The sequence below is a fragment of the Nonomuraea sp. NPDC003707 genome (assembly GCF_053587055.1).
Genome location: NZ_JBSFNK010000001.1, coordinates 812,434 through 839,412, shown reverse-complemented (window position 1 = coordinate 839,412; position 26,979 = coordinate 812,434). Strand labels below are relative to the sequence as shown.

29 protein-coding genes are annotated in these 26,979 nt (G+C 69.8%); 11 read left to right on the top strand and 18 right to left on the bottom strand.

Annotated features, from left to right (window positions below):
* Positions 1-67: 67 nt before the first annotated feature.
* The 4 genes from ACWDRB_RS03925 to ACWDRB_RS03910 form a co-directional block, all read right to left on the bottom strand.
* Positions 68-2,593, bottom strand: a complete 2,526-nt coding sequence (locus ACWDRB_RS03925) for a CHAT domain-containing protein (RefSeq protein WP_449891757.1) — start codon at positions 2,591-2,593, stop codon at positions 68-70.
* A 103-nt stretch (positions 2,594-2,696) separates the two neighbouring features.
* Entirely contained in the window at positions 2,697-3,143 is a 447-nt protein-coding gene (locus tag ACWDRB_RS03920) for a hypothetical protein (protein WP_449891756.1), read from the bottom strand.
* Positions 3,140-3,667 carry an RNA polymerase sigma factor gene (locus ACWDRB_RS03915; protein WP_355194094.1) on the bottom strand — a complete coding sequence of 176 codons (528 nt, stop codon included), beginning with the start codon at positions 3,665-3,667 and terminating at the stop codon, positions 3,140-3,142. Before ACWDRB_RS03915 ends, ACWDRB_RS03920 begins: the two co-directional genes overlap by 4 nt.
* Before the next feature lie 73 nt (positions 3,668-3,740).
* Positions 3,741-4,754, bottom strand: coding sequence for a S8 family peptidase (locus tag ACWDRB_RS03910; RefSeq protein ID WP_449891755.1), 1,014 nt, complete (start codon positions 4,752-4,754; stop codon positions 3,741-3,743).
* A 175-nt stretch (positions 4,755-4,929) separates the two neighbouring features.
* Here ACWDRB_RS03910 and ACWDRB_RS03905 point away from each other — a divergent pair, with 175 nt between their 5' ends.
* Positions 4,930-5,424, top strand: coding sequence for a DUF3145 domain-containing protein (locus ACWDRB_RS03905; RefSeq protein ID WP_350723190.1), 495 nt, complete (start codon positions 4,930-4,932; stop codon positions 5,422-5,424).
* 196 nt (positions 5,425-5,620) lie between these two features.
* On the opposite strand, the gene ACWDRB_RS03900 is transcribed toward ACWDRB_RS03905, so the two are convergent.
* The 9 genes from ACWDRB_RS03900 to ACWDRB_RS03860 all read right to left on the bottom strand — a co-directional run bounded on the left by ACWDRB_RS03900 (position 5,621) and on the right by ACWDRB_RS03860 (position 13,835).
* Positions 5,621-7,045, bottom strand: coding sequence for an acyl-CoA carboxylase subunit beta (locus ACWDRB_RS03900; RefSeq protein WP_449891754.1), 1,425 nt, complete (start codon positions 7,043-7,045; stop codon positions 5,621-5,623).
* The gene (gene fabF, locus ACWDRB_RS03895) at positions 7,046-8,278 is read right to left on the bottom strand and encodes a beta-ketoacyl-ACP synthase II (RefSeq protein WP_350723186.1); all 1,233 of its coding nucleotides are present in this window, start codon (positions 8,276-8,278) and stop codon (positions 7,046-7,048) included.
* A 35-nt stretch (positions 8,279-8,313) separates the two neighbouring features.
* Positions 8,314-8,553: an acyl carrier protein gene (locus ACWDRB_RS03890; protein WP_350723184.1), complete on the bottom strand. Its 240-nt coding sequence runs from the start codon at positions 8,551-8,553 to the stop codon at positions 8,314-8,316.
* A 77-nt stretch (positions 8,554-8,630) separates the two neighbouring features.
* Positions 8,631-9,587 (bottom strand): beta-ketoacyl-ACP synthase III, encoded by a 957-nt coding sequence (locus ACWDRB_RS03885; protein WP_350723182.1) that lies wholly within the window; start codon positions 9,585-9,587, stop codon positions 8,631-8,633.
* Entirely contained in the window at positions 9,584-10,480 is an 897-nt protein-coding gene (locus ACWDRB_RS03880) for an ACP S-malonyltransferase (protein WP_363966206.1), read from the bottom strand. Before ACWDRB_RS03880 ends, ACWDRB_RS03885 begins: the two co-directional genes overlap by 4 nt.
* A 103-nt stretch (positions 10,481-10,583) precedes the next feature.
* Positions 10,584-11,708 (bottom strand): PucR family transcriptional regulator, encoded by a 1,125-nt coding sequence (locus tag ACWDRB_RS03875; protein ID WP_355195164.1) that lies wholly within the window; start codon positions 11,706-11,708, stop codon positions 10,584-10,586.
* 116 nt (positions 11,709-11,824) lie between these two features.
* Entirely contained in the window at positions 11,825-12,256 is a 432-nt protein-coding gene (locus ACWDRB_RS03870; protein ID WP_449891753.1) for a DUF350 domain-containing protein, read from the bottom strand.
* A gap of 31 nt (positions 12,257-12,287) precedes the next feature.
* Entirely contained in the window at positions 12,288-13,430 is a 1,143-nt protein-coding gene (locus ACWDRB_RS03865) for a glutathionylspermidine synthase family protein (RefSeq protein ID WP_363966204.1), read from the bottom strand.
* Positions 13,431-13,433: 3 nt separating this feature from the next.
* Positions 13,434-13,835 carry a hypothetical protein gene (locus ACWDRB_RS03860; protein ID WP_350723174.1) on the bottom strand — a complete coding sequence of 134 codons (402 nt, stop codon included), beginning with the start codon at positions 13,833-13,835 and terminating at the stop codon, positions 13,434-13,436.
* Positions 13,836-13,926: 91 nt separating this feature from the next.
* On the opposite strand from ACWDRB_RS03860, the gene ACWDRB_RS03855 reads away from it, so the two are divergent.
* From ACWDRB_RS03855 to ACWDRB_RS03830, 6 genes are all read left to right on the top strand, one after another.
* Entirely contained in the window at positions 13,927-14,949 is a 1,023-nt protein-coding gene (locus tag ACWDRB_RS03855; RefSeq protein WP_449891752.1) for a PHP domain-containing protein, read from the top strand.
* A 149-nt stretch (positions 14,950-15,098) separates the two neighbouring features.
* Positions 15,099-16,184, top strand: coding sequence for a LacI family DNA-binding transcriptional regulator (locus tag ACWDRB_RS03850; RefSeq protein ID WP_449891751.1), 1,086 nt, complete (start codon positions 15,099-15,101; stop codon positions 16,182-16,184).
* 132 nt (positions 16,185-16,316) lie between these two features.
* Positions 16,317-17,630, top strand: a complete 1,314-nt coding sequence (locus ACWDRB_RS03845) for an ABC transporter substrate-binding protein (RefSeq protein WP_449891750.1) — start codon at positions 16,317-16,319, stop codon at positions 17,628-17,630.
* A gap of 29 nt (positions 17,631-17,659) precedes the next feature.
* Positions 17,660-18,556: a carbohydrate ABC transporter permease gene (locus ACWDRB_RS03840; RefSeq protein ID WP_350723161.1), complete on the top strand. Its 897-nt coding sequence runs from the start codon at positions 17,660-17,662 to the stop codon at positions 18,554-18,556.
* Positions 18,553-19,470: a carbohydrate ABC transporter permease gene (locus ACWDRB_RS03835; RefSeq protein WP_364253494.1), complete on the top strand. Its 918-nt coding sequence runs from the start codon at positions 18,553-18,555 to the stop codon at positions 19,468-19,470. Before ACWDRB_RS03840 ends, ACWDRB_RS03835 begins: the two co-directional genes overlap by 4 nt.
* Complete coding sequence (locus tag ACWDRB_RS03830; protein ID WP_449891749.1) at positions 19,467-20,465, top strand: hydroxyacid dehydrogenase; 999 nt, start codon at positions 19,467-19,469, stop codon at positions 20,463-20,465. Before ACWDRB_RS03835 ends, ACWDRB_RS03830 begins: the two co-directional genes overlap by 4 nt.
* 147 nt (positions 20,466-20,612) lie before the next feature.
* On the opposite strand, the gene ACWDRB_RS03825 is transcribed toward ACWDRB_RS03830, so the two are convergent.
* On the bottom strand, positions 20,613-20,903 hold the full coding sequence (locus tag ACWDRB_RS03825; protein ID WP_449891748.1) for a hypothetical protein: 291 nt from the start codon (positions 20,901-20,903) through the stop codon (positions 20,613-20,615).
* Positions 20,904-21,106: 203 nt separating this feature from the next.
* The gene (locus tag ACWDRB_RS03820) at positions 21,107-21,487 is read right to left on the bottom strand and encodes a DUF5997 family protein (RefSeq protein ID WP_363966178.1); all 381 of its coding nucleotides are present in this window, start codon (positions 21,485-21,487) and stop codon (positions 21,107-21,109) included.
* 55 nt (positions 21,488-21,542) lie between these two features.
* On the opposite strand from ACWDRB_RS03820, the gene ACWDRB_RS03815 reads away from it, so the two are divergent.
* Positions 21,543-22,268 (top strand): LysR family substrate-binding domain-containing protein, encoded by a 726-nt coding sequence (locus ACWDRB_RS03815; protein ID WP_449891747.1) that lies wholly within the window; start codon positions 21,543-21,545, stop codon positions 22,266-22,268.
* Positions 22,269-22,330: 62 nt separating this feature from the next.
* On the opposite strand, the gene ACWDRB_RS03810 is transcribed toward ACWDRB_RS03815, so the two are convergent.
* Entirely contained in the window at positions 22,331-22,756 is a 426-nt protein-coding gene (locus ACWDRB_RS03810; protein ID WP_449891746.1) for a hypothetical protein, read from the bottom strand.
* A 26-nt stretch (positions 22,757-22,782) separates the two neighbouring features.
* Here ACWDRB_RS03810 and ACWDRB_RS03805 point away from each other — a divergent pair, with 26 nt between their 5' ends.
* On the top strand, positions 22,783-23,220 hold the full coding sequence (locus ACWDRB_RS03805; protein WP_449891745.1) for a MarR family winged helix-turn-helix transcriptional regulator: 438 nt from the start codon (positions 22,783-22,785) through the stop codon (positions 23,218-23,220).
* A 519-nt stretch (positions 23,221-23,739) separates the two neighbouring features.
* Positions 23,740-24,108: a hypothetical protein gene (locus ACWDRB_RS03800; protein ID WP_449891744.1), complete on the top strand. Its 369-nt coding sequence runs from the start codon at positions 23,740-23,742 to the stop codon at positions 24,106-24,108.
* A gap of 14 nt (positions 24,109-24,122) precedes the next feature.
* Here the strand turns inward: ACWDRB_RS03800 and ACWDRB_RS03795 are convergent, their stop codons facing one another.
* Both ACWDRB_RS03795 and ACWDRB_RS03790 read right to left on the bottom strand, forming a co-directional pair.
* The gene (locus tag ACWDRB_RS03795) at positions 24,123-24,806 is read right to left on the bottom strand and encodes an SMI1/KNR4 family protein (RefSeq protein ID WP_449891743.1); all 684 of its coding nucleotides are present in this window, start codon (positions 24,804-24,806) and stop codon (positions 24,123-24,125) included.
* A gap of 853 nt (positions 24,807-25,659) precedes the next feature.
* Positions 25,660-26,001: a DoxX family protein gene (locus tag ACWDRB_RS03790; protein ID WP_449891742.1), complete on the bottom strand. Its 342-nt coding sequence runs from the start codon at positions 25,999-26,001 to the stop codon at positions 25,660-25,662.
* 655 nt (positions 26,002-26,656) lie between these two features.
* On the opposite strand from ACWDRB_RS03790, the gene ACWDRB_RS03785 reads away from it, so the two are divergent.
* Positions 26,657-26,979: hypothetical protein (locus ACWDRB_RS03785; RefSeq protein WP_449891741.1), on the top strand; the 323-nt coding region annotated here is incomplete at its 3' end.

The following is a 26,979-nucleotide window of genomic DNA, read 5'->3' as shown; positions in this document are numbered from 1 at the left end:
GGGCCCCGCAGCCCTGGCCCTGCGTCGGAGTGGGAGCCGGGCTGATCAGCTCTGTGGCCCCGTACCGCTAATACAACGGATGGTCGCCCGCGCCGAAGCAGACGAAGCCGGTCTCGCCGGTCTTGGCGGCGGCGGAGGCCAGGGCAGCGTCCGGAGGCCGGCCCGCCACCAGCAGTTCGTGGAACATGCTCATGAGCGCCATGGCCCCCTCGTCCCGCACCGGCACCAGCCCGGCCACCACGCACGCGGACCCCTTGGCCAGGAACGTTCCGGGCAGGCCCAGCGGCGCCCCCTCCACCGGCGTGCGCGACATCCCCGAATTGCAGGCCGACAGCACCACCAGCCCCGGCGACCGCGGGATGTCCAGCAGGTCATAGGCCATCAGCGAGCCGTCCTCCAGCGTGATCCCGGACACCAGCGGGCTGCGCGCGTGGAAGACCCCGTGCGCGGCCAGGTGCAGGACGTCGGCCGCCGCCAGGGCCTCCAGCACCGGCCCGGTGCGCCCCGGCGCCTCGCGCCCGTCGGGGTGGCAGGCGAGCACGTTCCGCACCTCGGCGTGCGCGTGCGCCAGGGCGGGCCCGGCTGCCGCCACCACCGCCGGCGGGCCGCTGCGGCGGGCGCGGGCGAGCTCCCGGGCCCGCACCCAGCCGGCCGCGCTGGCGACCACGTTGACCGGGCGTTCGCGCAGGCACGGCAGCGCGCCCCACGGCAGCGTGTGCAGGGCGTCCACCGGCACCACCACCAGCGGCCCGTCTCCCAGCTCGGCGAGGAGCGGGCGCAGCAGCAGCCCTTCGACCTCCAGCGCCGCCACCTCGACGCTCTCCAGGTCGCAGCGAGGATGCGGCGTCCCGGAGCACTGACGGCGCAGCGCGTGACGGAGCCGGACGATCGCCTCCTTGACCTGCCGAGCGTCGCCCACCCGCCGCAGCGTCACGCATTCCCCGGTGACGAGCACGGCCAGCAGCGCGTCCTCGTCCGCCACGAACTCCACCAGAGCCCCGCACCCCAGCTCCGCCCGCACCCGTTCGGGATCCACCAGCGAGCACGCGTGCGAGGGCGCGGCCACCGCCCGCCACCGCTCCGCGAACTCGAACACCTCCCCGGCGGACCCGCCCCGCACCGCCAGCCCCAGCCCGAACCCCGCTAGCCGCTCCCCGGCCCTGGCCGCGTGCGCGCGCAGCGAGGGATCGTCGAACGTCTCCACCCGCTCGCTCACCTCCGACAGCCCGACGCGGACCGCCCGGAAGGCCCCCGTGGCGTCCTCCTGCAGCGACGCCTCCAGGGCGAGCGCGTGCTGGCGCACCGGCACCGGGATCTCCGCCTCCCGCGCGGGCTCGGAGTCCAGCGGGGTGAGCCGGGTGCCGATCGGCGGGAACGGCTCCTCACGTTCGGCGTGCTCGGTGAGGAGGGCCAGCTGCGCCGAGGCCGTCGGGTGGTCGTCCACGGCCAGCGCCGCCTCGGCCGCCACCAGCCGCAGCGCGGCGGCGCCCGCCAGGTGCGCCAGGCCGTCCTCCAGCTCGTCCGCGCACGCGACCAGGTCGGCGACCAGGGCGGGCGTGACGGGTTCGAGCGTCAGCCGGGCCCGCAGGACGACCTCCCTGGCCAGCGGCAGCCAGGACGTCCGGTCCTGCGCGGCCAGCTCGCCGGCGGCCTGCTCGGCCACCTCCAGCGCCCGGCGCGGGTCGCCGGTCAGCAGCTCCACCTGCGCCAGCTTCAGCCGGGCCTCGGCCAGCGCCACGTGCGCCCCCGACACCTCGAGATCGGGTACGGCCAGGCTCAGCATGGCTCTGGCCTCGCCCGGCAGATGGGCGGCCAGCAGGGCGCCGGCGAAGTCCGCCCGCATCGTGGCCAGCCGCTCGGGGAAGCCGAACAGGGTGTCCTCGGCCTCGCGGTAGAGCTTGAACGCTCCCGCGATGTCGCCCCGCCGTACCGCGAGGAAGGGCAGGTTCGCGGCGGACAGGCGGGCCAGGTGCCGCAGCCCCGAGTGCCGGGAGATCTCCAGGCAGGCGGTCAGGTCGCGCATGGCGGCGTCCCAGTCGCCGCGGTAGGAGTGGACGAGACCGCGGTTGAGCAGCCCGCCCGCCAGGAACCGGCGGTCGTCGATGGTGCCGGGAGCGGTCACGAGGGCCCGCAGCGCGCGGTCGCAGGCGGCGATGGCCTCCTGGTGGCGGCCGAGACGGGCCAGGGCGACCGCGCGCTGGGTGTCGAGCTTGGCGCGGTCGAGCGGCGAGAGGTGGGCCCAGGCCAGGGCGGCCACCCGCAGGGCCTGGAGCGGGTGGCCGAGCTCGGTGCGTACGGTGACGAGGGAGAGCCGGGCCTGGGCGATCCGCTCCGGCGGGGCGCCCGGGGTGGCGATGGCCTCGCGGAGGTGGTGCTCGGCGCTGCGCAGGTCGCCGAGCTCGCGGGAGGCCAGCGCGATGGCCCTGTGCGCGACGGCCTCGGCCTCGGGGTCGCCGACGCGGCGGGCGGTGGAGAGCACGGTACGGCCGGCGCGAAGGGCGTGGTCGGGATCGACCAGGGAGCGCATGACAGCGGCCTCGGCCGCCACGACGAGTGGATCTCGGTCGTCGGGTCGCTCTGGTGTTGCGCTCATATTGGGTGCCTTGGGATGGAAACTCGCTGCCTTGGAACGGAAACGGCCGAGAGAGGCGACGCGGCTCTCTCGGCTGGTCGGCAAGGGGATCAGGGTCGCGTCGTCAGGGCCGGATGCGCACCCATCGCGTCTGAACGGGGTTGTGGCCGGGGCGGTGGCAGACCACGCTCAGCCAGCCCGGCGGCAGGCCGGTGGCGGCGAAGTCGCCGGAGCCGGCGATCCGCCGGGTGAGCGTCAGATGGGGAGTGCGCACATCGATGAGCGCGCCCTCCCCCGGGTACGGGAAGACGTGTCCCGCCACGTCGATGAGCCCGTCGCCGATCGTTATCTCCAGGTCGAAGGTGAGGCCTGCCACGACGAAGCGCACCAGATGGGAGCCTTCGTCATCGCGTACACCGCCGGCGGCGCCGCGGTCGGTGGGGTCGGCCGTCACCGCCCCGGGGACCCGGAGCCGGTAGGCGTCGCGCGCGGCGGCGGACACCTGGCCGGGGATCGGGTCGTTCCCGGAGGCCAACCGGAGGGCTGCCAGGAAATACTCGTCGTTGATCATTGCGCTGTCTCCTGTATTGAGATCAGAGTGCGCAGTTTTTCCAGGCACCGGGCCTTGGTCGGACCGATGCTGCCCACGGGCAGTCCGAGCCGTGACGCCATCTGCTGGTTGCCGAAGTCGACGGCGACCAACTGGAGGAGTGAGCGGCAGGGCTCGTGCAGGTCGGAGACCGTCTTCCAGAGCAGGCGGCGGCCGTCGGCCTCCAGGACGGCGGACTCCGGGTCAGGGTCTTCGACGACCTCGAAGGAGGAGACCCCGGGACGATCTTTACGCAGTAGCAGGAGGGCTTCGCGGCGCACGGTCGTCACCAGCCAGGCCCCCACTCCGGCCGGATCCCTGATGCTCGGGAGGTGCTGCAGCAGGCGCAACCAGGAACCCTGGACCGCGTCCGCCGCGTCGGAGGGGCTCAGGCCGCACGCACGGGCCACCGCCCACATACGCGGCCCGAACCTGGCCTCCAGCTCGTCCCAGGCCGTCCGGTCGCCCTCGGCCGCCGCTGCGAGCAGCTCCGCTGAATCGCGCATCGCGGCCTCCTTCCGTCCGGCACGAGTAGGCGATCATGCCTCCCCGTGATTGGCTGAGGACTGAGCGTAAACTCTACAGACTCGCCGGGATCAGAACTCCCAGATCCGGAATTTGCCGGGCCCGCTCAGATTCGAAGAGCCGTCTGGCGACCTCCTTGGCCGGCTCGCTCTTGGCCCCGTCCGCGACGGCCCCCGCCACCAGGGCGGTGGCGAACGACGTGCCGCTCCACGCCGCGTATCCCGCGAAGTCACCGCCGTCCAGGAAACTGCTGGTCAGCCAGTCGCCGCGGGCGCAGGCGTCCACCCAGATGCCGTAGCCGGAGTAGGGGGCGCGCTGCTCCTCCGCGGCGTCCACGGCGGCCACGCCCACCACGGAGGGCAGCGCCGCCGGCCAGAACGGCCGGTCGGACCCCGTGTTGCCGGCGCAGGCCACGGTCACCGTGTCGGGCAGCGCGGCGATGGCGTCTGACAGCAGCGGTGGCGGGCGGTCGTCGTAGGTGTGGCCGCCGAAGGAGAGGTTGAGCACCTGCGGAGGGCGCTCGCGCAGGCGGTGGAGGGCGCGGACGACGGTCGCCTCGTCGCCGATGCCGTCGCCGTCGAGCACCCGGTGCACGCTCAGTTCCGCGCCCGGGGCCCGCCGGGTCAGCAGGCCCGCGATGAACGTGCCGTGCCCCGCCTGCGAGCCCTCCGTAGCGTCGGCGCTCTCGGGGGCGGTCCCGCCGTACCAGTCGCTGCCGGACCACCACGGGTGCTTGGCGATGCCGGTGTCGAGCAGCCCCACGACCACGCCCGAGCGGGACCGCCCTGGCTTGTGGGCGATGGGCGGGGTCGGAAAGGGTCTGGACGCGGGACCACCGAAGAACAGGGGCTGGCCGCGGAACACGTGGTTCGGCGACGCTCGCAGGCCCCGCTCGCGGAGTTCGGCGGTGATCTCGCAGGGGTCGGCGCCGGGCGACAGGTGGATCACGCAGACGCCGTCCGCCTCCGAGACCGCCTGGGTCCAGCGGGAGACGGCCGACAGCGCCGCGCGGTCGGTCAGCACCTGGCCAGGCCGGATGAGCGACGCGCCGACAGGTTGGATGTCCATGAGGCGGTATGTTTCCCCGCTGGTCCAACTGTCACATGCCACTCCCGCACCAAGTTGGTATGGCCCCCCTCTGGTGCCGGATAGCGACCGACGGTAGTCTCTCCCTAGTCACTTGTGATCATCCCGGGGCGAGGCCGTTGGGGAAGGCGCACCTCGTACCGAAACGGGAGGTCCGGTGTCTGCTCGTGGCGTCCTTTACGTCCACTCGGCTCAGCCCGCGCTGTGCCCTCATATCGAATGGGCAGTCGCGGGTGTCCTTGGCGTGCCCGTGGATCTGACGTGGACTCCGCAACCCGCCGCGCCCAACGTCGTGCGGGCCCAGGCGGAGTGGGATGGCCGCGCCGGCATCGCGGCGGCCATCGCCTCCTCGCTCATGGGCTGGCAGCGCCTCAGGTTCGAGATCACCGAGGATGCGTCACCGGGAGTGGACGGGTCCCGCCACGCCTACACGCCGACGCTCGGTGCCTTCACCGCGGTCATCGGTGCGGCCGGCGACATCATGATCCCCGAGGAACGGCTCCGGGCGGCGATGATGATGGCCGCGCAGGGGCGGTGCGTGCTGGAGGACGAGCTGGACAAGATGCTCGGACGGCCCTGGGACGAGGAGCTGGAGCCGTTCCGGTACGCGGGCGACGGTGCGCCCGTCCGCTGGCTCCACGCCGCCGTCTGACCCTGCCCACGCCACGGGCGAACGTCACGCCCAAGAGGCCCCGCACCCACGCCGGTGCGGGGCCTCTTGGAAAGCACGGTGCGGGGCCTCTTGGGAAGCACGCGAACGGCCCCGCACCCACGCCTGCGCGGGGCCTCTTGGGAAGCACGCGAACGGCCCCGCACCGATGCTCGGTGCGGGGCCGATCGTCAAAGAGCTACAGCGGGATGTTGCCGTGGGCGCCGCGGGCGGGCGTGGCCTGGGCGAGGAGCTTGGCGATGGCGCCGCGCGTCTCCGCAGGCTTGATCACCTCGTCGATGACCCCCAGCTCACGGGCCCGGTCGAGCCCACCGGCCAGCTTCTCGTGCTCGGCGGCCAGCCGCTGCTCCAGCTCGGCCCGCTCCTCCTCCGGCGCGGCGGCCAGCTCGCGCCGCTTGAGGATGCGTACGGCCGCCACCGGCCCCATGACCGCCACCTCGGTGGTAGGCCAGGCGAACACCTTGGTGGCCCCCAGCGCGCGGGAGTTCATCGCGATGTACGCGCCCCCGTACGCCTTCCGCGTCACCAGCGTGACCCGCGGCACCGAGGCCTCGGCGAAGGCGTGCAGCAGCTTGGCCCCCCGCCGCACGACCCCGTCGTGCTCCTGCCCGACCCCGGGCAGGTAGCCGGGAACGTCCACGAGGACAACCAACGGCACTCCGAAAGCGTCACACATGCGTACGAAGCGGGCGGCTTTCTCGGCGGACGTGGCGTCGAGGCAGCCGCCGAGCCGCAGCGGGTTGTTGGCGATCACACCGACCGTCCGGCCACCGAGGCGGCCGAGCGATGTGACGATGTTCGGTGCCCACTTGGGGTGCAGCTCGATGCCAGGCTCGTCGAGCAGGCCGTTGACCAGCGGCTTGACGTCGTAGGCGCGCCTCGCCGAGTCGGGCAGCAGCGTGGAGAAGTCCACTTCCTCGATTTCTCCCGTGCGCACCCGGCCCTGGTGGCCGAGGAGCGTGGCGAGCTGGCGCGCCTTGACGTACGCGTCGGTCTCGGTCTTGGTGACGACGTGCACGACGCCGCTGCGCTTGCTGTGCGGCTCCGGGCCGCCCAGCGCCGCGGAGTCGACGTTCTCGCCGGTGACGCTGCGGACCACGTCGGGGCCCGTGACGAAGATGCGGCCGGACTCGGCCAGGATGACGATGTCGGTCAGCGCGGGACCGTACGCGGCGCCGCCGGCGGCGGGGCCGACGACCACGGAGATCTGCGGCACCACGCCGGACGCCTTGGTCATGGCGGCGAAGACCCGCCCGACGGCGTGCAGCGACTCGACGCCTTCGGCGAGTCGCGCACCGCCGGAGTGCCAGATCCCGATGACCGGCACCCGTTCACGGACGGCCACGTCGTAGGCGTGCACGATGTGCTCGCAGCCCTCGCTGCCCATCGCGCCGCCCTGGAAGCGGGCGTCACTGCAGAAGGCGACGACGGGAACACCCTCGACGCGGCCCATGGCGGCAAGCACGCCGCTCTTGTCTTCGGAGCTGATCAGCCGCAGCGAGCCCTCGTCGAGCAGCGCGGTCAGGCGGACGGCTGGATCGCGGGGGTCGGCAGGCTCCTGTTCGGTGCCGTCGGTCGCTATCCCGTTGTCCAGCACGGTCATTTATGCCCCCTTAAACACGACGGCCACGTTGTGGCCCCCGAATCCGAACGAGTTGTTGACCGCGGCGATGTCTCCGTCGGGCAGGGGGCGGTTCTTCCCGTAGACCAGGTCGACCTCGATGCCGTCGTCGAGGTCGTCGAGGTTGATGGTCGCGGGGACGATCCGCTCCTGCAGAGCCTTGATGGTGAAGACGGACTCGATGCCGCCGGCCCCGCCGAGCAGGTGACCGGTCATCGACTTGGTCGAGGTCACGAGCGGGTGGGTGCCGATGGCCTTGGCCACGGCCTGCACCTCGCCGACGTCGCCGGCAGGGGTGGAGGTGGCATGTGCGTTGACGTGCTTGATGTCGAGGCCGGTCAGGCCGGCGTCGTTGAGCGCCTGGGTCATCGCCATGATGATGCCCCGGCCCTCGGGCTCGGGCTGCGTGATGTGGTGGGCGTCGGCGGAGTAGCCGACCCCGGCGCAGTAGGCGTAGATTTTCGCGCCGCGCGCCTTCGCGTGCTCCTCGGACTCCAGCACCACGATGCCGGCGCCCTCACCGAGCACGAACCCGTCGCGGTCGCGGTCCCACGGCCTGGACGCGCCCTGCGGGTCGTCGTTGCGGGTGGACATGGCCCGCGCGGCGGCGAAGGCCGCCATGTTGAGCCCGTGGATGGCGGCCTCGGTGCCGCCGGCCACGACCACGTCGGCGCGGCCCACCCTGATCATGTCCATCGCGTGGCCGATCGCCTCGGCGCCGGACGCGCACGCCGACACAGTGGCGTGCACCCCCGCCTGGGCACCCAGGTCGAGGCCGATCCAGGCGGCGGGGCCGTTGGGCATGAGCATCGGCACGGTGAACGGCGACAGCCGGTTCCAGCCGCGCTCACGCCAGGTGTCGTACGCGCTCAGCGTGGTGCTGATGCCGCCGATGCCGCTGGAGACCACGACGCCCAGCCGCTCCGGCGCGACCTCGGGGGCGCCGGCGTCCTGCCAGGCCTCCCGGGCGGCGACCATCGCGAACTGCTCGCTGCGGTCGAGCCGGCGGGCCTCCGGCCGCGGCAGCACCTCGGTGGGATCGACCGCGGCCGTCCCCGCGAACTTCACGGGGACGGAGTCGATCCAGTCCGTGGTGAGGGTCTCGACACCCGACTGACCGGCGAGGAGCGCCGTCCAGGTCGAGGTGACGTCTCCACCGACGGGCGTCGTCGCGCCAAGCCCGGTGACGACGACACGTACCCGGTTCGCACTCACGTTTCGCGCTCCTTGCTAGTCAGAATGATGACTTCTCAGCCCTGGATGAAGTTGAGGACGTCCTTGACCGTCTTCAGGTTCTTGAGCTGGTCGTCGGGGATCTCGACGCCGAACTCGTCCTGGGCGGCCACGGCGATCTCGACCATGGACAGGGAGTCGATGTCGAGGTCGTCGACGAAGCTCTTCTCGGGGGTCACGTCCGAGGCCGGGATGCCGGTGATCTCGTTGATGATCTTGCCGAGGCCGTCAAGAATGTCCTGCTCGGTGGCAGCCATGTCGCTGGTTCTCCTTTTGATTTCTGGGTTCTGCACGGCTGTGCCGTACAAGCTCTGGATGGTAGTGCGGGGAGAGGCTAAGGGATCTCGATGACTTGCCCGGCGTAGGTCAGCCCCGCGCCGAAGCCGAGCAGCAGCGCGAGACCGCCGGAGCGGACCTCGCCGCGCTCCAGCATGCGCGAGAGCGCCAGCGGGATCGAGGCGGCCGAGGTGTTGCCGGCGTTGACGATGTCGCGGGCGATCACGGCGTTGTCGGCGCCCAGCTTACGGGCGATGGCCTCGATGATGCGCAGGTTGGCCTGGTGGGGCACGAACGCCGTCAGCTCCGACGGGTCCACGCCCGCGCGCTCGCAGGCCTCGAGCGCCACCGGGTGGAGCGCGGTGGTCGCCCAGCGGAACACCGTCTGGCCCTCCTGACGGAGGAAGTTCTGGCGGTCCTGGATGGCGATCGCCTCGGACTTGTCGCCGGAGCTGCCCCACACCACGGGGCCGATGCCGGGGGTCTCGGAGGGACCCACCACAGCGGCGCCCGCGCCGTCGGCGAAGATCACGGCGGTGGACCTGTCGGTCCAGTCGATCCACTGCGACAGCTTCTCCGCGCCGATGACCAGCACGTGGCGGGCCGAGCCCGCGCGTACGGCGGCGCTCGCGGTGCCGAGGGCGTAGCAGAACCCGGCGCAGGCGGCGTTGACGTCGAACGCGCCGGGCGCCTTGATGCCGAGCCGGTGGGCCACGACGGCGGAGGCGTTGGGGATCTGGGTCTCGAGCGTGCAGGTGGCCACGATGACCAGGTCGACCTCTTCGGGCGACAGGCCGCTCGCGGCCAGCGCCTTGCCGCCGGCGATGGTGGCCATGTCCTCGAGGGACTCGCTGTCGGGAGCGACGCGGCGCTCCTTGATGCCGACCCTGGACTGGATCCACTCGTCGTTGGTGTCGATGTTCTTGGCCAGGTCGTCGTTGGTGACGACGTTGGCCGGCTGGTAGTGGCCGAGGGCCAGGATCCTGCCGCCAGGGGCGACGTCGGGAATCTTCACTTGGTCAGCTCCCTGGCCGCGTCGAGGTCGTCGGGGGTCTTCAGCGCCACCGTCTGCACGCCGGACAGGCCGCGCTTGGCCAGGCCGGTGAGCGTGCCGCCGGGCAGCAGCTCGATCATCTTCGTGACGCCGAGCCCGGCCATGGTCTCCATGCAGGCGCCCCACCTGACGGGGCTGCTGATCTGCCTGACCAGCCGCTCCACGAACTCGGCGCCGGAGGCGACCGCCTGGCCGTCGGAGTTGGACAGGAGCGTGACGGTGGGGTCGGCGGGGGCCACGTTGGCGGCGGCCTCGCGCAGGCTCTCCACGGCGGGGGCCATGTGGCGGGTGTGGAAGGCGCCCGCGACCTTCAGCGCGATGAGGCGGGCACGGGTCGGCGGGTCGTCCTTGAGCGCGGCCAGCTGCTCCAGCGTGCCGCCCGCGACGATCTGGCCGGCGCCGTTGATGTTGGCGGGGGTCAGGCCGTGCTTCTCGAGGGCGGCCAGCACGTCGTCCTCGACGCCGCCGAGCACGGCGGTCATGCCGGTCTCGGTGACCGCGGCGGCCTTGGCCATGGCCTGGGCGCGCTCGCGGATCAGGGTGAGCGCCTGCTCGGGGGTGAGCACCCCGGCCAGCGCGGCGGCGGCGAACTCGCCCACGCTGTGGCCCGCGAGCACGTCCGGCGTCGCGCCGAGCACCTCGGCGGAGGCCAGCGCGGCGGCCACGAGGAGCGGCTGGGCGACGGCGGTGTCACGGATCTCGTCGGCGTCGGCGGTGGTCCCGTAGGCGATCAGATCGAGCCCGACGACCTCCGACCAGGCGCCGAGTCTGTCGGCCACACCGGGGAGCTCGAGCCAGGGAGAAAGGAAGCCTGGCGTTTGGGCACCTTGGCCCGGAGCGACGAGTACAAGCACAAAACCCACCTTGCCCTGTAGAACTCCGACACGCGGATAATGATCCGCACGAACTTCGTCCGGGGGGTTTTGTAGGAAGCCTACAGTGGGGATTTCGGCGACATTACGTTAGGGCGCGCCACATTTCGGCGCTCTCCGCCAACCGGCCGAGGATCAGGCCGACCTGGAGCGTGAAGGCGGACCTGCCCTCCGTGGGCTGGTAGCCGGTCAGCTCCGTGATCTTCTTCAGGCGGTAGCGGACGGTGTTGGGGTGGACGAACAGCAGCCGCGCCGTCGCCTCCAGCGAGGTGCCCTGCTCCAGGTACGTGGCGAGGGTGTCGAGCAGGGGCGTGCCGGCGAGCGGCAGGTAGACGTTCTCGATGAGCTGCTGCCTGGCGTCGTCGTCGCCGTCGAGCGCCCGCTCGGCCAGCAGGTCCTCGGCGTGCACCGGCCGGGGCGCGTCGGGCCAGCCGGAGGACGCCTTCAGCCCGGCCAGCGCCGCTCTGGCGGACCTGGCCGCGGCGTGCAGGTCGGGGACCTCGGGGCCGATGACGATGGGGCCCATCCCGAAGCGGTGCACGACCTGCTTGGCCGCGTCGTTGACGCTCTCGGCGCCGCCCACGATGACGATCAGCCGGTCGGCCTGCACGCCGGCCAGCAGGTCCATGCCGATGCGGCGGCCCTTCTCCCGCAGCCCGTCGATGACCGCGCGGGGGTCGTCGACGGGGGCGTGGCCGGCGATGACGACCACGGGGGAGGAGGTCCAGCCGAGCGCGGCCGCCCAGGAGTGCAGGCCGTCGTCGACCTCGCCGCGGACGAGGGCGTCCACGATGAGGGCCTCGAGCCGGGCGTCCCACGAGCCCCGGGCCTCGGCCTCGCGGGCGTAGACGTGGGCGGCGGCGAAGGCGACGTCGCGGGTGTAGCGGAGCATGGCCTGCTGGAGCTGGTCCTCGCCGCCGGGCGCGGCCAGCTCGTGGGCCTGCGCCTCGACCACCTCGACCACGACCCTGACGATGTCGACGGTCTGCTGCAGCGAGATGGACCGCTTGAGCTCGCGCGGAGCCGTGCCGAAGAACTCGATGCTGGGAGTGGGGGGATCCTCGCCGGCGATCGAGAACCACTCGACGAACGCCGCGATGCCGGCCTGGGCCACGAGCCCCACCCACGACCGGTCTTCGGCGCTGAGCGCGCGGAACCACAACAGCTGGTCCTCCATGCGCGCCATCGCCGCCGTGCCGAGCGAGCCCATGGCCCGCTCGAGCCTGCGCGTGGTGTCCTCGCGGGTCCGGTCTGTCACGTCTCCTAGAGTGCCAGCTCCGTTCGGATGACCGCGACGGTCGTCCTCCTGGGACCGGGCGCCGGGCGTCAGATGACCGCGACGGCCGTGATGAGGCCGATCGCGACGTGCGTGACCGCGAGCAGCCGCGCGCCCGGCTGCAGCTCGGGCTCCTTCACGAGGTCGCGTACGGAGATGCCGACGATCCGGTCGAACAGCAGCATCGCCACGGTCTGCACCACGATGCCGACCAGGCCGAACACCGCCGTGCCCGCCAGCCCCTCGGCCAGCCGGCCGCCGGAGGACCAGATGGAGGCGGCCACGATCAGGCCGACGGCGGCCAGGGCGGAGGTGGCGAGCAGCGTGGCGTTCGGGTTGCGCTGGGTACGGATGATCTCGCTCAGCTTGCCGGGGGTGGCCCAGTCGATCACGTAGAAGCCGATGATCATCAGGATTACGCCGACGGCGGCGTACGCGGCGATGGCGCCCGAGCCGCGGGCGAGGGTCTCGAGAAGAGTCACGTTGATTCCTATCGGGGGATGCAGTGGGGAGTCAGGCGATGCGGTGGGGGACGAACGAGGAGGTGTCATCGGTGATCAGGCCGGTCGTCTCCCTGATACCCAGCCCGGCGGCCTCGTCGGCGACCACCCAGGCGCCGAGCACCGGCCGCTGCCCCTCGAACTGGGGCAGCGCCTCGAAGCCCTGGAAGACGTACCCCTCCTGGCCGTAGACGCCCGGTGTCTCCTGGGTGCCCTCGGGGGTGACGATGCGCATGGAGGCGCCCTCCCTGCCCAGCAGCGGCTTGGCGATGTAGGAGGTCAGGTCGCGCGGGCCGTCGAGGTAGGCGGGCAGCAGGTTGGGGTGGCCGGGGTTGAGCTCCCACAGGATCGCCAGCAGCGCCTTGTTGGACAGCAGCGTCTTCCACAGCGGCTCGATCCAGGTGGAGTGCCGTACGGCGTGCCGCCCGAAGTCGTCGGCCAGCATCCACTCCCACGGGTAGAGCTTGAACGCCGAGCGGATCACGCGGTTCTCGACGTCCACGAAGCGGCGGTTGAGGGAGTCCCAGCCGATGTCCTCCATGGCGACGGCGACGGTCTGCAGGCCCGCCTGCTCGGCGGTCTCCTGCAGGTAGGCCACGGTCATGGCCTCCTCGCCCGTCTCGTCCATGTTCGTGAACGCGAAGTGGGTGGGCCCGGGCGGCAGCCGCATCTCGCGCCAGCGCTCGATGAGCCGTTCGTGCACGGAGTTCCACTGGTCGGCGCCCGGGTGGACGTCCTGCAGCCAGAACCACTGCACGACCGACGACTCCACGAGCGAGGTCGGCGTGTCCGCGTTGTACTCCAGCAGCCTCGCCGGGCCGGTGCCGTCGTAGCGCAGGTCGAAGCGGGCGTACAGGTGGGCGTCGCGGCGCTCCCATGAGCGCGCCACCTCGTCCCACGCCCACTCGGGGATCGCGAAGTCGGCGAAGCGCCGGGCCGAGACCACGTGCTCGACGGCGCGCAGGCACATCTCGTGGAGCTCCTCGACCTGCTCCTCCAGCGCCTCGACCTCGTCCATGGAGAACACGTAATGGATGGACTCGTCCCAGTACGGTCTGCTCAGCCCCGACGGGTGCGCCGCCCGGTGGTAGGCCAGGCCCTGGCCCTCGATCGTCTTCTCCCAGCCGTCCCTGGGAGTGCCATGCTCACGACGCACCGGTCAGCTCCCGCCGCCCCAGTGGTTGCCGAAGCCGCCCCGTTGGATCTCTTTCCCGTTGCGGGTGGAGATGTTCACGTCAGAGGGCCGGTACGTGGTGCCGCCGCGCACCTTGTTGCCCGACCTGGTGCCCCCGTAGTACCACATGTACGCCCCGCGCGAACCGCCGTAGTAGTGGTACGAGCCGTTGTCGTCATCGTCGCAGTAGTCGTCGTCGACGACCTCGTACGTGCCGTCGTCCAGCTGGATGACGCAGTCCGCGGTGACGTCGTCGTCATCCTGGGTGGCCGCGCAGTACCCGACCAGCATGATGGACAGAACACCGAGAATGGTCAGCGGGATGGCCTTGGACGCCTTGCGCGCGGGCGGTGGCGGCGTGGGATGGGTTTGCGGAGGTTGTGCCATCAAGATCCTGCTTTCATGGGCCGCTCAGCCTATCGGCGGCCCTCGTCCCCGTTCAATCCTGTCGTCGTGGCCCCGAGGTATGTTCGCTCACATGGAACCGGTTGAGGCCCTGCGCGAGATCGCCTTCCTGCTGGAGCGCGCCGGAGAGCCCACGTACCGCGTACGTGCCTTCCGTCGCGCCGCCCAGGTCGTCACCGACCTGCCCAGGGACGAGCTCGTGCGGCTGGCCCGCACCGGCGGTCTCGGCGACCTGCCCGGCATCGGGAAGGTCACCGCCCTTGTGGTTAACGAAAGCCTCGATGGGCAGGTTCCTACATATTTGCGGCGGTTGCGGGCGACCGACGGCGTGCAGCTCGACGAGGAGACGCAGGCGCTGCGCAGCGCCTTGAAAGGCGACCTGCACAGCCACTCCGACTGGTCGGACGGCGGCTCGCCGATCGAGGAGATGGCCGAGGCGGCCCGCGGGCTCGGCCACGACTACCTGGCGCTGACCGACCACTCGCCCCGCCTGACCGTGGCCAAGGGCCTCTCGGCCGAGCGCCTGGAACGCCAGCTCGACGTGGTGGCCGAGCTGAACGAGCGGCTGGCCCCGTTCCGGATCCTGACCGGCATCGAGGTGGACATCAACACGGACGGCTCCCTCGACCAGTCCCCCGACCTGCTGGAGCGGCTGGACGTGGTGGTGGCCAGCGTGCACTCCAAGCTGCGCATGGACGGCGACGAGATGACCCGCCGCATGGTCACCGCCATCGCCAACCCCCTGGTGGACGTGCTCGGCCACTGCACGGGGCGGGTGGTGAAGGCTGGCGGCAGGCGCGGCGAGCGCCGCCCGGAGTCGTCGTTCGACGCCGAGCTGGTCTTCGAGGCCTGCCGGCAGTTCGGGGTCGCGGTGGAGGTCAACTCCCGGCCGGACCGGCTGGACCCGCCCAAGAGGTTGATGCGGCTGGCGTACGAGATGGGGTGCGTGTTCGCGATCGACTCCGACGCCCACGCGCCCGGGCAGCTCGACTGGCAGCACCACGGCTGCGAACGGGCCGCGCGGTGCGGCATCGAGGCCGACCGCGTCGTCAACACCTGGCCGCTGGAGCGGCTGCTCGGCTGGACGGCCGCCTGAGCGTCACCGTCACGTGCCCCACCTCGGGACAGGTGACGGCGTGCTGTCCTGGCGCGATACACCGTGGAAACGGAATCGTTTGGTTTCGAAAGCAAATGTCAGCGGTACGATGACGCAGGAAATCGCGCGGAGCCGGAAGGAGCCCCCACGTGCTGGCCGAGGAGCGACACGGGGCGATCTTGCAGGAGCTGGGCCGCAAGGGCTCGGTCAAGGTCGCCGATCTGGCCGCCAGGCTCGGCGTCTCGGCCGTGACCATCCGGCACGACGTGCGGGAGCTGGCCGGGCGCGGGCTGCTCGTCCGGGTGCACGGCGGGGCCGTGTCGGTTCCGGAGGCGCCGGCGCGGGAGGGCGAGGAGCCGGCCGCGGGCGAGCGGAAAAGGGAGCGCGAGCCGTACGTGCTCGGCATGCTCGTGCCGCAGACCGCGTACTACTTCCCGGCGGTGATCAGGGGCGCGCAGGCGGCCGCGCGTGAGCTCGGCGTGCGGATCAGCCTCGCGGTCTCCCGCTACGACCTGAAGGAGGACCGTCGCCAGGTGGCGCAGCTGCTGTCGTCCGGCGTGGACGGCCTGCTGCTGACGCCGAGCGAGAACCCCACGCTCTCGCTCGCCACGGAGCAGTGGGTGAACGAGCTCGACCTGCCCGCGGTGCTGGTCGAGCGGAAGGCGAGCTGGTCGATGCCGGCGGTGGAGCAGGTGGCGACCGATCACGCGTACGGCGCCTATCTGGCCACGTGTCATCTCGCCCGGCTGGGACACGAGCGGGTGGCGCTGCTCGCCTGCGAGAGCAGGACCACCCCGTGGATCCGCGAGGGACACGAGCTCGCCCAGCGCTCTCTCGGCCTGCGGGAGGGGCCCGTGCGCATGTTCCCGCGGGCCGCCGTGGGCGCTCCGGCGGGGATGGACGAGCACGTCGACGACTTCCTGGACGCCTTCAGGGAGGAGGGCGTGCGCGCCGCGCTCGTGCACAACGACATGGACGCCCTCTCCCTGGTCAGGCAGCTTCGCGGCCGCGGCGTCTCGATACCTGCGGATCTGGCGATCGTGACCTACGACGACGAGGTCGCCTCCCTCGCCGACATCCCCCTGACCGCCGTGTCGCCGCCCAAGGAGGAGGTGGGGGCCGCGGCCGTGCGGATGCTCGTCGATCGGCTGGACGATCCGGGCAGGCCACTGTGCGGCCTGCTGCTGCGGCCGAGCCTGCGGATCCGGGCGTCGTGCGGCGCGACACGCTCTTAGAGCTTTCGTTTTCTTTCGGTTTTCATGCTTGTGACGCGATCGTAATTGATCGCTCCTTCGACATGCATTGACAGGCTTCATTCGAAACAAAATGATTGCACCAATCTTCACTTCCCTCCCTGGACGGTGCACATGAAGCCTCGATGCCTGCGGATCACGGCCCTGCTCGCGGGCGCTGCCGTCTCGCTGTCGGCACTGGCCGCCTGCGGGGGCACGGATCCGGGTGCCTCCGACGCGAAGCCGGGGGCGGACGTCATCACCTTCCGCTCCTTCGTGAAGGCATCCGACGTCGTCACCGCCGCCTTCAACAAGACCCACAAGGACTTCCAGGTCAAGTGGGAGAACGTGCCGAGCGGCGGCGACTACTACACCAAGCTCGCCAGCTCGGTGAAGGCCGGCAACGTCCCCGACGTGGCCATCGTCGAGTACAACCAGCTGCCCGACGTGGTCAGCCAGGGCGAGCTGGAGGACCTCACCGAGACTGCGGGCCCGGTGGTCGCCAAGACCTTCCCCGCCCAGGTCCAGCAACTGGTGAACCTCGGAGGCAAGACCTGGGGCATCCCTCGCGACGTCGCCCCGCTGATGTTCTTCTACCGCAAGGACTTCTACGACAAGCACAAGCTGGAGCTGCCGAAGAGCTGGGACGACTACGCGAAGCTGCTCGCGGACGTGAAGAAGGCCGACGCGAAGGCGCGCGGCGGGATCTTCGCGACCGCCGACGCCGGCGTGCTGGCCGCGCTCTCCTGGCAGGCCGGTGGCCGGTGGTACGGCACCGAGGGCCAGTCGTGGAAGGTCTCCATCGACGACGAGCCGTCCAAGAAGATGGCCGCGTACTGGAACGACCTGGTCCTGAAGGGGCTGGTCGGCACGTACAACTCGACGAGCGACGACGCCTTCTTCCAGGCGGTGCAGAAGGGCCAGGTCGTCTCCTACATCTGCGCGAACTGGTGCGCGGGGGCCCTCCAGTCCACCGTTCCCGACCAGAAGGGCAAGTGGGCCATCGCGGCGGTGCCGAGCTGGGACGGCCGGCCGGCCTCCGCGATGCTGGGCGGCTCGGCCTTCACCGTCCCCAAGGGCGCCAAGCACCCTGAGCAGGCTCTCGAGTTCATCAAGTGGATCACCACGGATCCCGAGGGCATGAAGGCCTGGCTGTCCAGCGGCACCAGCAGCATGCTCCCGGCCGCGCCGGCCCTGCTGCCGGCCACCAGTGCCTTCAAGACCGACTTCTACGGTGGCCAGGACATCTTCTCCGTCGTCTCCAAGGCGTACGAGTCGATCCCGGCCGGCTGGACGTGGGGGCCGAGCGCCGGCGTGACCGGGACGGCGATCTCCGACTCGCTCGGCAAGGTCGCCGGCGGCGAGGTGAAGCTGGCCGACGTGCTCACGAGCGCCCAGCAGGCCACCGTGGCGGACTTCAAGAACCGCGGCCTGAGCGTCGCCCAGTAGTGCCCACTTCCCCCCTTCAAGGAGATGCCGTGGCGACCCGTCCGGCCCGCGGGCAGGGGCGCACCGCCGCCCTGCTCGTCGGCCCGTTCCTCCTGCTGTTCCTCGCCTTCTCCGTCGCGCCGCTGGTGTACGCGGGGTGGCTCAGCCTGTTCACCGAGCGCAGCTCCGGCCTCGGCTTCGGCGGCGTCGAGACGTTCTTCGTCGGCCTCGGCAACTACGCCCGGGCGCTCGGCGACGCGGCGTTCCGGGACAGTTTCCTGGTCATCGCGACCTACGTCCTGCTCTACATCCCGGTGATGATCGGGGGCGCGCTCCTGCTCGCCCTGCTCCTCGACTCGGCCATGGTCCGGGCGAAACGCTTCTTCCAGCTCGGTCTCTTCCTGCCGCACGCCGTACCGGGGCTCATCGCCGCGATCATCTGGGTGTACCTGTACACGCCCGGGCTCAGCCCGGTGATCGACGTGCTCGAGTCGGCCGGCGTGAAGTGGAGCTTCCTGTCGGCCGACCACGCCCTGCTCTCGGTGGTCAACATCTCCACCTGGGAGTGGGTCGGGTACAACATGGTCATCCTCTACGCCGCCCTGCAGGCCGTCCCGAGGGACGTCCTGGAGGCGGGGACGGTCGACGGGGCGAGCGGGCTGCGGATCGCGCTGCGGATCAAGGTCCCGCTCATCCGCCCGGCGATCGCGCTCAACGTGCTCTTCACCGTCATCGGCGCCCTGCAGCTCTTCACCGAGCCGAAGGTGATCTACCGGGCGTCGACCGAGATCGGCAGCGCCTGGAGTCCGAACATGTACGCGATGCGCGCGGCCTTCGACAACCACGACTACGGCCTGGCCGCCTCCGCCTCGATCCTGATCGCCCTGCTCGGCGGGGTCCTGTCCTTCATCGTGACCCGGTTCTCGGCGCGGAGGGTGCAGCCATGACGTTGACCGCGACGCCCGCACCGCCGGTTCCCGCCTCAAGGAGGCGCAGGAAGCCCGGCTCCCGCCCGATGCCGCGCCTGCTCTCGCGTGCCGCCGTCAACGGCGTCCTCGTCATCGCCGTGCTCTACACGGTGATGCCGCTGCTGTGGCTGCTCATGGCGGCCACGAAGAACATGCGTGACCTGTTCGGCACCAGCGGCTTCGCCTTCGGGCGGACCTTCGACCTCGGTGCCAACCTGGCGCACCTGTTCAGCGCGGGTGACGGCATCTACCTGCGGTGGCTCGGCAACACCGCCCTCTACGCCGTGGGCGGCGCCCTCATCGCCACGACCCTGTGCGTGGCGGCGGGGTACGCCTTCGACAAGCTCTCGTTCCCGTTCAAGGAGAAGATCTTCGGGCTGATCCTCCTCGGCGTGCTCGTACCGGCCAGCGCGATGGCCCTGCCGATCTACCTGCTGGCGTCCAAGACCGGCATCGTGAACACCTTCTGGGGCGTCTTCCTCCCGAGCCTGGTCTTCCCCTTCGGGGTCTACCTCGCCCGGGTGTTCAGCGCCGCGTACGTGCCCGACGAGGTGATCGAGGCGACCCGCGTCGACGGCGCCGGTGACCTGCGGACCTTCCTCAGCATCGGCTTCCCGATGCTCCGCACGGCCTTCGTCACCATCTTCCTCTTCCAGTTCACCGGCATCTGGAACAGCTTCTTCCTGCCGCTCGTGATGCTGACCGACCAACACCTTTACCCGCTCAACCTGGGTCTGTACACCTGGCAGACCACGTCGCTGAACCAGGGCCATCCGGAGGACTACCTGCTCGCCATCACCGGTTCGCTGGTGGCGGTCGTGCCGCTGGTCATCGCCTTCGTGGTGCTGCAGCGGTACTGGAGAGCGGGCATGACCGCTGGAGCCGTCAAGTGACCCTTCCCCGCGCGCTGCTCGCCATGGAGCCGCGATTCAAGGACGACCTGTTCGGGCCGGACGAGCTCGACCGGCTCACCCGGCTGGTGGACGTCGACCCCGGCCTGGTCGTCGGCGACTTCGCGGACGTGCCGGAGCTGGCCGCGGCCGAGGTCCTCGTCACCTGCTGGGGCTGCCCGCCCGTCGACGCTTCCGTACTGCGGCGGGCACCCGGGCTGCGGGCCGTCGTCCACGTGGCGGGCACGGTCAAGAGCCTGATCACCGACGCCTGCTGGGAACGCGGCATAGCCGTCTCGTCGGGCGCCGCCACCAACGCGCTCCCCGTGGCCGAGTACACCGTCGCCGCGATCCTGTTCGCCGGCAAACGCGTCCTCGGCATCCGCGACCTCTACCGCACGCAGCGCCGGGCCCTCGACTGGGCGGCGCACTTCCCCTCGCTGGGCAACTACCGCAGGACCGTCGGGATCATCGGGGCCTCTCACATCGGCCGCCGGGTGCTCGACCTGCTCCGCCCGTTCGACCTCGAGCTCCTGATCAACGACCCGTACCTCGACGGGACCGGGGCGGCCGCGCTCGGCGCCCGGCCGGTCGGCCTCGACGAGCTGCTGGCCGCCTCCGACGTCGTCTCCGTGCACGCCCCGGCGCTGCCGGAGACCCGGCACCTGCTGGACGCGCGGCGCCTGGGACTGCTCTCCGACGGCGCCACGCTCATCAACACCGCGCGCGGCTCGCTGGTGGACATGGAGGCGCTCACCAAGGAACTGGCCTCGGGCCGGATCGACGCCGTGCTCGACGTCACCGAGCCCGAGATCCTCCCGGCGGACTCGCCACTCTACGACCTGCCGAACGTCCTGCTCACCCCGCACGTCGCCGGCTCGGTGGGCGGCGAGCTGCGCCGCCTGGCCCACTCGGCACTCGACGAGCTGGAACGGTACACGCGGGGCCTGCCGTTCGCGCATGTCGTCCGCGCCGACACGATCGGCCGCTCGGCATGACACTCCTCAGCCGATCGAGGCCTTCGCAAAGGCTCGCCGCGACGGCACTCCCGCACGGCGAACTCCAGGTGGACGGCGCCGCCATCGCGAAGGCGGTGGCCGGCTGCACCGGTTCCGTCGCCGGTCACCTGACCGTTGGCCGTACCTTCACCGGCGAGGTGAGGATCCGCCCGTGACGTCCACCCCGCTCTTCTTGCGCTTCCGCAGCAGATCTCGAACATGCAGGTGAACGAGCAGGACCCAGCCGAAGATCACCACGAGCCGCCCCAGCCACGACCATGACCCCAGGTTCCAGCCGAACAGGTCCCAGGGCCCGCCCGCGAGCAGCCCCAAGGTCTGGGTCACGAGGACGAACAGGCCGAAGACGATGAAGAGCAGGTTGACCCAGATCGGCCATGTCGGGCGAAGCCTTCGCGTGTCATCGGGTTGCTCAGCCACAGCAATACTCTGACACTTGCCGCATCCCACCGGAAGACGTCCGTCGTCGAGTCCAAGGTACGGATCGGCACGGCGTCCTTATCGGGTGCTCAACCTTGATCGGCTGCGTACCCCCGCGTCGCTGTTGACCCCATGTGGTGGGGGTCGTCGCCAGTGGGCCGCGCCTGGCCCGGCGCGAACCGCATCACCCCAGCCTCAGGACCTCAGCCGTCTTGCCGTTGCTTGAGCCGGAGTGCTTCCTTGCGGGTCTCGGCCTGGACGGACCGCTCGTGTTCCAGCCACGCCGGGTTCTCCGCCTTCAGCGCATCGATCTCAGCGGTGGTGAGCGGTTCGGTGATCCCGGCCCTGATCAGGCCGGAATTGGAGATCCCGAGCTTCGCGGCGACGACCTGCCTGGGGTGCGGGCCGTTGCGGCGCAGGTCAGTGAGCCAGGCGGGTGGCGTCGCCTGCAACTCGTTCAGCTCGTCCCTGGAGACGACGCCCGCCTGGAACTCGGCGGGAGTGGCCGAGAGGAGGACACCCAGCTTCTTGGCCGCGGTCTCGGGCTTCATCGTCTGGATGCTCTTCGATTTGGGCGAGGTCATGACGTCAAGAGTAGTCAGTCGGAACGGGTTTCCATGACATCGATACCCTGAGGAAGTGACTGATGGGGAGACCAAGGCGTTCCGGCTGGCGTACGTGCCCGGGGTGACACCCGCGAAATGGGTCAACATCTGGTCCGAGAGGCTGCCCGACGTGCCGATCACCCTGGCCACTGTTCCCGCGGCCGAGGTGGTGGGTCTCCTTCGGGACGGTGGCGCCGACGCCGGGTTCGTCAGGCTGCCGGTCGACCGGGACGGGCTCAGCGTGATTCCGCTCTACGTGGAGACCACGGTGGTCGTGGTGCCCAAGGACCACGCGGTGGCCGCCGCCGACGAGGTCGCCATCGCCGACCTGGCCGACGACGAGGTGCTCCATCCTCTGGACGACACCATCGAGTGGACGGTCCGCCCCGGGCAGCCCGCGTTCACCCGCCCGGCCACAACCGCGGAAGCGATCGAGCTGGTAGCGGCCGGCGCCGGGCTGCTCCTGGTTCCGCAGTCGCTGGCACGCCTCTATCACCGCAGGGATCTCACTTACCGGCCGGTGCTGGAAGCGCCGCAGTCCCAGGTCGCGCTGGCCTGGCCCACGGACGCGACCACCGACCTGGTGGAAGACTTCATCGGTATCGTCCGCGGCCGGACAGCGAACAGCTCGCGGGGCCGTACCCCTGCCGCCCCTGCGGAGAAACCGGCACAACGGCAGGCCCAGAAACCCGCGAAAACCGGCTCCGGCCGCCGCGCCGTGCCGGCCCGCCGTAAAGGGAAGGGCTCCCGGCCCCGGTGACCCGGACCTTCCGTGGTTTTCCAAGGCCTTCAAGCGGATGGCCATCGCTTCGGTGGCCGGTCTCACCGTGAGGTCGGTCGGATCCGTCCCGGGGTCGGATTGCGGCCGGTGAGCAGCCGGGCGGCTGTCAGCAGGGCGGCGGCGAACACCAGAGGGCCGATCGTCTGAGGGACCTGATGGTGCGCAGCGCCGATCGCCGCATCGCCGATCTGGACCGCGCCGTTCAATGCGAGGAGCAACCCGAGGGAACGCCACGCGTGTCGGGCCAGCAACCAGACCATTCCGCCGAGCAGCACCACGCTGCGGGCCGCCATGTAGGCGGCATAGGTCCTGGGGGCGGCCTGATCGCCTCCAGGCACCAGCCCGCCCGGGTCCGCCAGGCTGGACACTGCGAAGTAGCCGGATGTGACCACGGTGAAGAGCACGACAAGTGCGCCGAATCGACGGACATTTAATGAGGGAGCCATATCTTTCGGATGCCGAATCATATGGTTAGGCTAGCATTGGTGGTGTGATGGTGGAAGAGCCGTTGATCAACACGGTGGGTTTCCTGCTGGGCAAGCTGGGCCAGGAGGCGAACGGGCAGTTCGCGGATCGCTTGGCCCCGCTCGGCCTGCGGCCACGGCATTGTGCGGTCCTTGAGCTCCTGGCCGACGGGCCCCGGGCGCAGCTGGAGCTGGCCAAGGCGGTCGGGGTGACCGCCAGTGTGGTCGTCGACATGCTCGACGAACTTGAGAAGCTCGATGCCGTACGACGAGTACGGGACACCGCAGACCGTCGGCGTCAGCTCATCGAGCTGACACCGACCGGCCAGGATCTGCGGCACCAGACGCTCTCGCTGGCGCGGCAGAACGACGAGGAACTGCTGAGCGCCATCGACCCTGCCGAGGTGGCGGCCCTGCGCCGGACCCTGGGTCGGATCGCCGCTGCGACTGGCCTCGTGGGGAAGTGACGGCCACTACGCGTGGCAGGTCGGCGTCGGCGAATGACTCGCCCGCTGCCATGAACTCCCAACGGCCATCGTCGATGCGTTCTTCGACTTCGCCGACACCGTCATCGCGATCCGTAGCCTGATCCGTCGGGGCCTGGATCACCCGCTGCTGGACCAAGCGCCCCGAACGACGCCATCACCTAGCGGCGCGACCTCTTAGTCACCCAGACGCCGTTCTCAAGATCGATGACAGGGTGCTCATGCAGGTGGCGGGTACTGGGTTCGAACCGGTGAGCCCTCGCTCGTAAGGAGCCGCTTGCGGGATTTGGCACGGTATGGCACGGCCTTGCGGCATGCAGATGGCACGGAAGCGAACCCGGCGCCCCTACGGGCGATCCACCCGCACGGAGCTTGTGACCATTACCGCGGGCGCATGGCTATTTACCTGGGACGGAGCGGTACCTGCATGCCGATGTCTTCATGATCGTTGCACGTATATCGCATGGCACCGGGAGACCGCGCTGTGCGTACGCTGCCTTCGTGGACAGAGAGACGCTCGTTCAACTCCTCGACAATGCAGGGGAAGCAGGCCGTGCTTGCCGACGGGAGCTCACGGCTGGAGCGTCCTTCGAGGTGTGGCAGGACCCGGTCGAGGCGCTATCCCTGACCAGGACCTACCGGCGTCGCGCTCGTCTTACCCGCCGGATGGGGAACCCGTCCCTTGGCTTTGACGAGGCGATCGCGCGGCTTGGCACCTGCGGACTTCAGCACCTCCTCCTCGGCATCGTCAAGAGCACCGAGTCCGCCTACAACTTTCAGCTCTTCCTATCTCCCGACGCATCACGTGTGGTGGCATGCCTCGGCATCAGCAACCAACGGGAGCGCTCGCGCGTAACGGGGCTTGCGTGATGATGCGGCACCGCTCAGGAGGTTCCTCCTGGAGGTGACAGCTCGACATCGGCGCGTGTGAGCCATGCCTCGTACCAAGAGTCGAAGGTGGGCGTAGGACCGAGATACGTCGGTGCGGCCAGGTCATAGAGCTCGCTCTCCAAGCTGGCGGGGGCGGCCGTGGCCGGTCGCCAGGCACTTTCGTCGAGCCAGACATCCCAAACCGTGCCCGTCAGCTCTCCTGTGGTCACCAACGCGGTGACACTGGAGCAGCCCTGGGTGCCGATGAAGATGCAGCCAGGTGTGGGGTAGGGGGCTTCGATGCTGGGGCCGCCACCGGAGTCGGGCTCCGGTTCCTGGACCCATGCGTACCAGGCGTTGTAGATCTCCTCGGCGTCGCGGCGGGTGAGCGGGAAGGGTTCGGCAGGATCGCCCTCGGTCTCTTTTACGATCTCCTGCGGTTCCCAGATGCCGTAGTAGGGGCCCGCGCCGGGGCCGACCTGGAGCAGGAACTCCCGGTACGCGGGTGGTAATTGGACACCGAGATCGTCTTCTAGGGCCAGGACCGAGGTCGGGTCGAGCGGGGTGTTGCGGTACTGGTGTCGTTCAGCGCCGAAGATGAGGAACCGCTTGTTGCGTCGGTAGAACTTATGCAGGTGTACGGGTCGGCCGGTTTCGATGGCTCGCAGTCGGTCGAGTCTTGCTGTCATGGTCGACATGGCGCCAGTATGCGGCTTTTCGGGAAGCAACCTGGCGGCGGCATGGCGCTAGCTTGGGTCGGCGGGTTCGTCTGGCTGCGGCGCGGCGCCGCTTGAGTTCGCGGCCCGGATCGTCGGCGTTCGGCAACAGTATGGTGAGCTCGACATGGGCGAACTCCTCGTCGGTCCGCCCACGTCCCGCGCGGGAGTCCGTACGGTCGCAAGCCCGAAAAGGATCATCCCGTCACTCCCCGACAATCTCGACCAGAGGCCCGATGCGCTGATCTTCACCGGCTCACAGGGCGGTCCGGGCAGTGCTGATCTACCAGCACAGCACGGGGGAGGTTGACCGGGGGATCGCCGACGCGATGAACGCGAAGATCGCGAACCACTCCAATGGATCTTCGAATGGGCCCTGTCGCACCGGGAAATGGGACGAAGCCCCGTTTCCATGATTGGAGACGGGGCTCTTGATGCAGGTGGGCGGTACTGGGTTCGAACCAGTGACCCCTCGCTCGTAAGAGTAGCCATTCGATTACCGGGGCTAGCGTTTTCGCCGCTCGGGCCTACATTCGGTGTGCACTCATGTACATGATCGCGCTGTAGCGGGCGTCGCAGATGTCGCTCAATCTCTCGATCCCGTCTGCCGCCGTCCTATGGGAAGGGGGGAGCGGGGCCCCCGACCTCCGGCGCCAGGACCGTGATGGAGCGAAGGCGGCCCCAGCCGCCAGCCTGGAGCTGTGTGTCCCTCAGCTCTACCAAGCTCCCGCGATAGGACTCGAATCAGACTCTTGCCGTTTTGATCAGTCCGCAGAGACTTCAGAGGAGACGTTAGCCGATTAATCGAGTTCAGACGCGTTCCACCCCGTCTACGTCACGCCGACGCGCGTACGACCACGAGAACCGCCACCAACGCCGGCACCAGGACGTCGATGGATATCGTCGCCGCCGAGTCGGACACCCGGATCCGGCTGATGATCGCACCTGCCATCAACATGACCAGCCCGCTCGACGTGGCCACGCCGAGCAACGGCACCGCGAGCAGCCCCACGCCCCCGGCTGACTCGCACACGCCGATCGACTGCCACAACCTCGGCTGGAGTCCGAGATGATCGCGGATCGCCGGCGATCGCGGCAGACTCAGCACCTTGATCCCGCCGGTCCCGACGAACAGCAGGCCGAGCAGGATCGACAACACGACGACGACGGTGCTCATGGGGGCAACCCCAGAAATCCACACAGCGGCTATCGCGGCAACCAGATCACGATGAGTATGCCGGCCGCATCCGTTGCGTCCCCGATGGGATGGGATGGCGCGGGGAATCGCCCCCCAAGCTTTCAAACTCTGTAGCTCCCGACCCGGCTCACCTTCGGACGCTTGGCCAATCACGCCTCTCGAACCGACGCCTAGGTGCAAGTCCAAGACAAGTGACCGTTGGGGTGGTGCGGAAGCTGACCATTGCTACGGCCCCACGATGATCCTCACCGAAGGACGCCGGGCGAGGCCGGACGGCTGCTTCCCGAGCTGCCGGTCGGCTCTGTGTCGTCATGGTCGACCGAATACGAATTGGTCGGAACGAGCGGTCATGATATGTCTGGCAGCGTGCAAAAAGAGCCAAGATTGTTGCCGGGACCATCTCCCTTGATGAAGTCGGACTTGACTGATTGTTTCCCTTTATTGAGGTAAATGGGATAATCCTTGCGGGTATGTCTGCTTCTGTCCGAATACCTGCAGGGTGTGGGTCCCGGATTTCGCGTCGACTTACGCATGAATGGAACAGAAGCGCGTGAATACTGAAATTCGCCAATCGCGGGCGCCGCGCCATGGGCGTATCGCAACGCTAGCTCTGGCCGCTGCGGCCACCTGTCTCGTGTCCGTTCCGCTAGGCCAGGGAGTGGCGAGCGCGAGCGTCGACTTCACCGCCCGCCAGGCGGGTGCCGGGTACGTCTCAACGGAGAAGCCTGCCGTGGAGTGCCCGCACCTCGTCTCGGGCACGTGCGGTCCCTTCTCGTGGACGGTCGTCCACAACAAGTTCAACGACAGCAAGTTCAACGACAGCAAGTTCGACGACAGCAAGTTCAACGAGAACAAGTTCGACCGCAACAAGTTCGACGAGAACAAGTTCGACCGCAACAAGTTCAATGAGAACAAGTTCAACGAGAACAAGTTCGATCGCAACAAGTTCGACGAGAA

Coding starts and splice junctions, on each gene's coding strand:
- ACWDRB_RS03925 (WP_449891757.1), bottom strand. CDS start 2,593: ATGAGCGCAACACCAGAGCGACCCGACGACCGAGATCCACTCGTCGTG.
- ACWDRB_RS03920 (WP_449891756.1), bottom strand. CDS start 3,143: ATGATCAACGACGAGTATTTCCTGGCAGCCCTCCGGTTGGCCTCCGGG.
- ACWDRB_RS03915 (WP_355194094.1), bottom strand. CDS start 3,667: ATGCGCGATTCAGCGGAGCTGCTCGCAGCGGCGGCCGAGGGCGACCGG.
- ACWDRB_RS03910 (WP_449891755.1), bottom strand. CDS start 4,754: ATGGACATCCAACCTGTCGGCGCGTCGCTCATCCGGCCTGGCCAGGTG.
- ACWDRB_RS03900 (WP_449891754.1), bottom strand. CDS start 7,045: ATGACCGTGCTGGACAACGGGATAGCGACCGACGGCACCGAACAGGAG.
- ACWDRB_RS03890 (WP_350723184.1), bottom strand. CDS start 8,553: ATGGCTGCCACCGAGCAGGACATTCTTGACGGCCTCGGCAAGATCATC.
- ACWDRB_RS03875 (WP_355195164.1), bottom strand. CDS start 11,708: ATGGGCTCGCTCGGCACGGCGGCGATGGCGCGCATGGAGGACCAGCTG.
- ACWDRB_RS03860 (WP_350723174.1), bottom strand. CDS start 13,835: ATGGCACAACCTCCGCAAACCCATCCCACGCCGCCACCGCCCGCGCGC.
- ACWDRB_RS03855 (WP_449891752.1), top strand. CDS start 13,927: ATGGAACCGGTTGAGGCCCTGCGCGAGATCGCCTTCCTGCTGGAGCGC.
- ACWDRB_RS03845 (WP_449891750.1), top strand. CDS start 16,317: ATGAAGCCTCGATGCCTGCGGATCACGGCCCTGCTCGCGGGCGCTGCC.
- ACWDRB_RS03835 (WP_364253494.1), top strand. CDS start 18,553: ATGACGTTGACCGCGACGCCCGCACCGCCGGTTCCCGCCTCAAGGAGG.
- ACWDRB_RS03820 (WP_363966178.1), bottom strand. CDS start 21,487: ATGACCTCGCCCAAATCGAAGAGCATCCAGACGATGAAGCCCGAGACC.
- ACWDRB_RS03810 (WP_449891746.1), bottom strand. CDS start 22,756: ATGATTCGGCATCCGAAAGATATGGCTCCCTCATTAAATGTCCGTCGA.
- ACWDRB_RS03805 (WP_449891745.1), top strand. CDS start 22,783: ATGGTGGAAGAGCCGTTGATCAACACGGTGGGTTTCCTGCTGGGCAAG.
- ACWDRB_RS03795 (WP_449891743.1), bottom strand. CDS start 24,806: ATGTCGACCATGACAGCAAGACTCGACCGACTGCGAGCCATCGAAACC.
- ACWDRB_RS03790 (WP_449891742.1), bottom strand. CDS start 26,001: ATGAGCACCGTCGTCGTCGTGTTGTCGATCCTGCTCGGCCTGCTGTTC.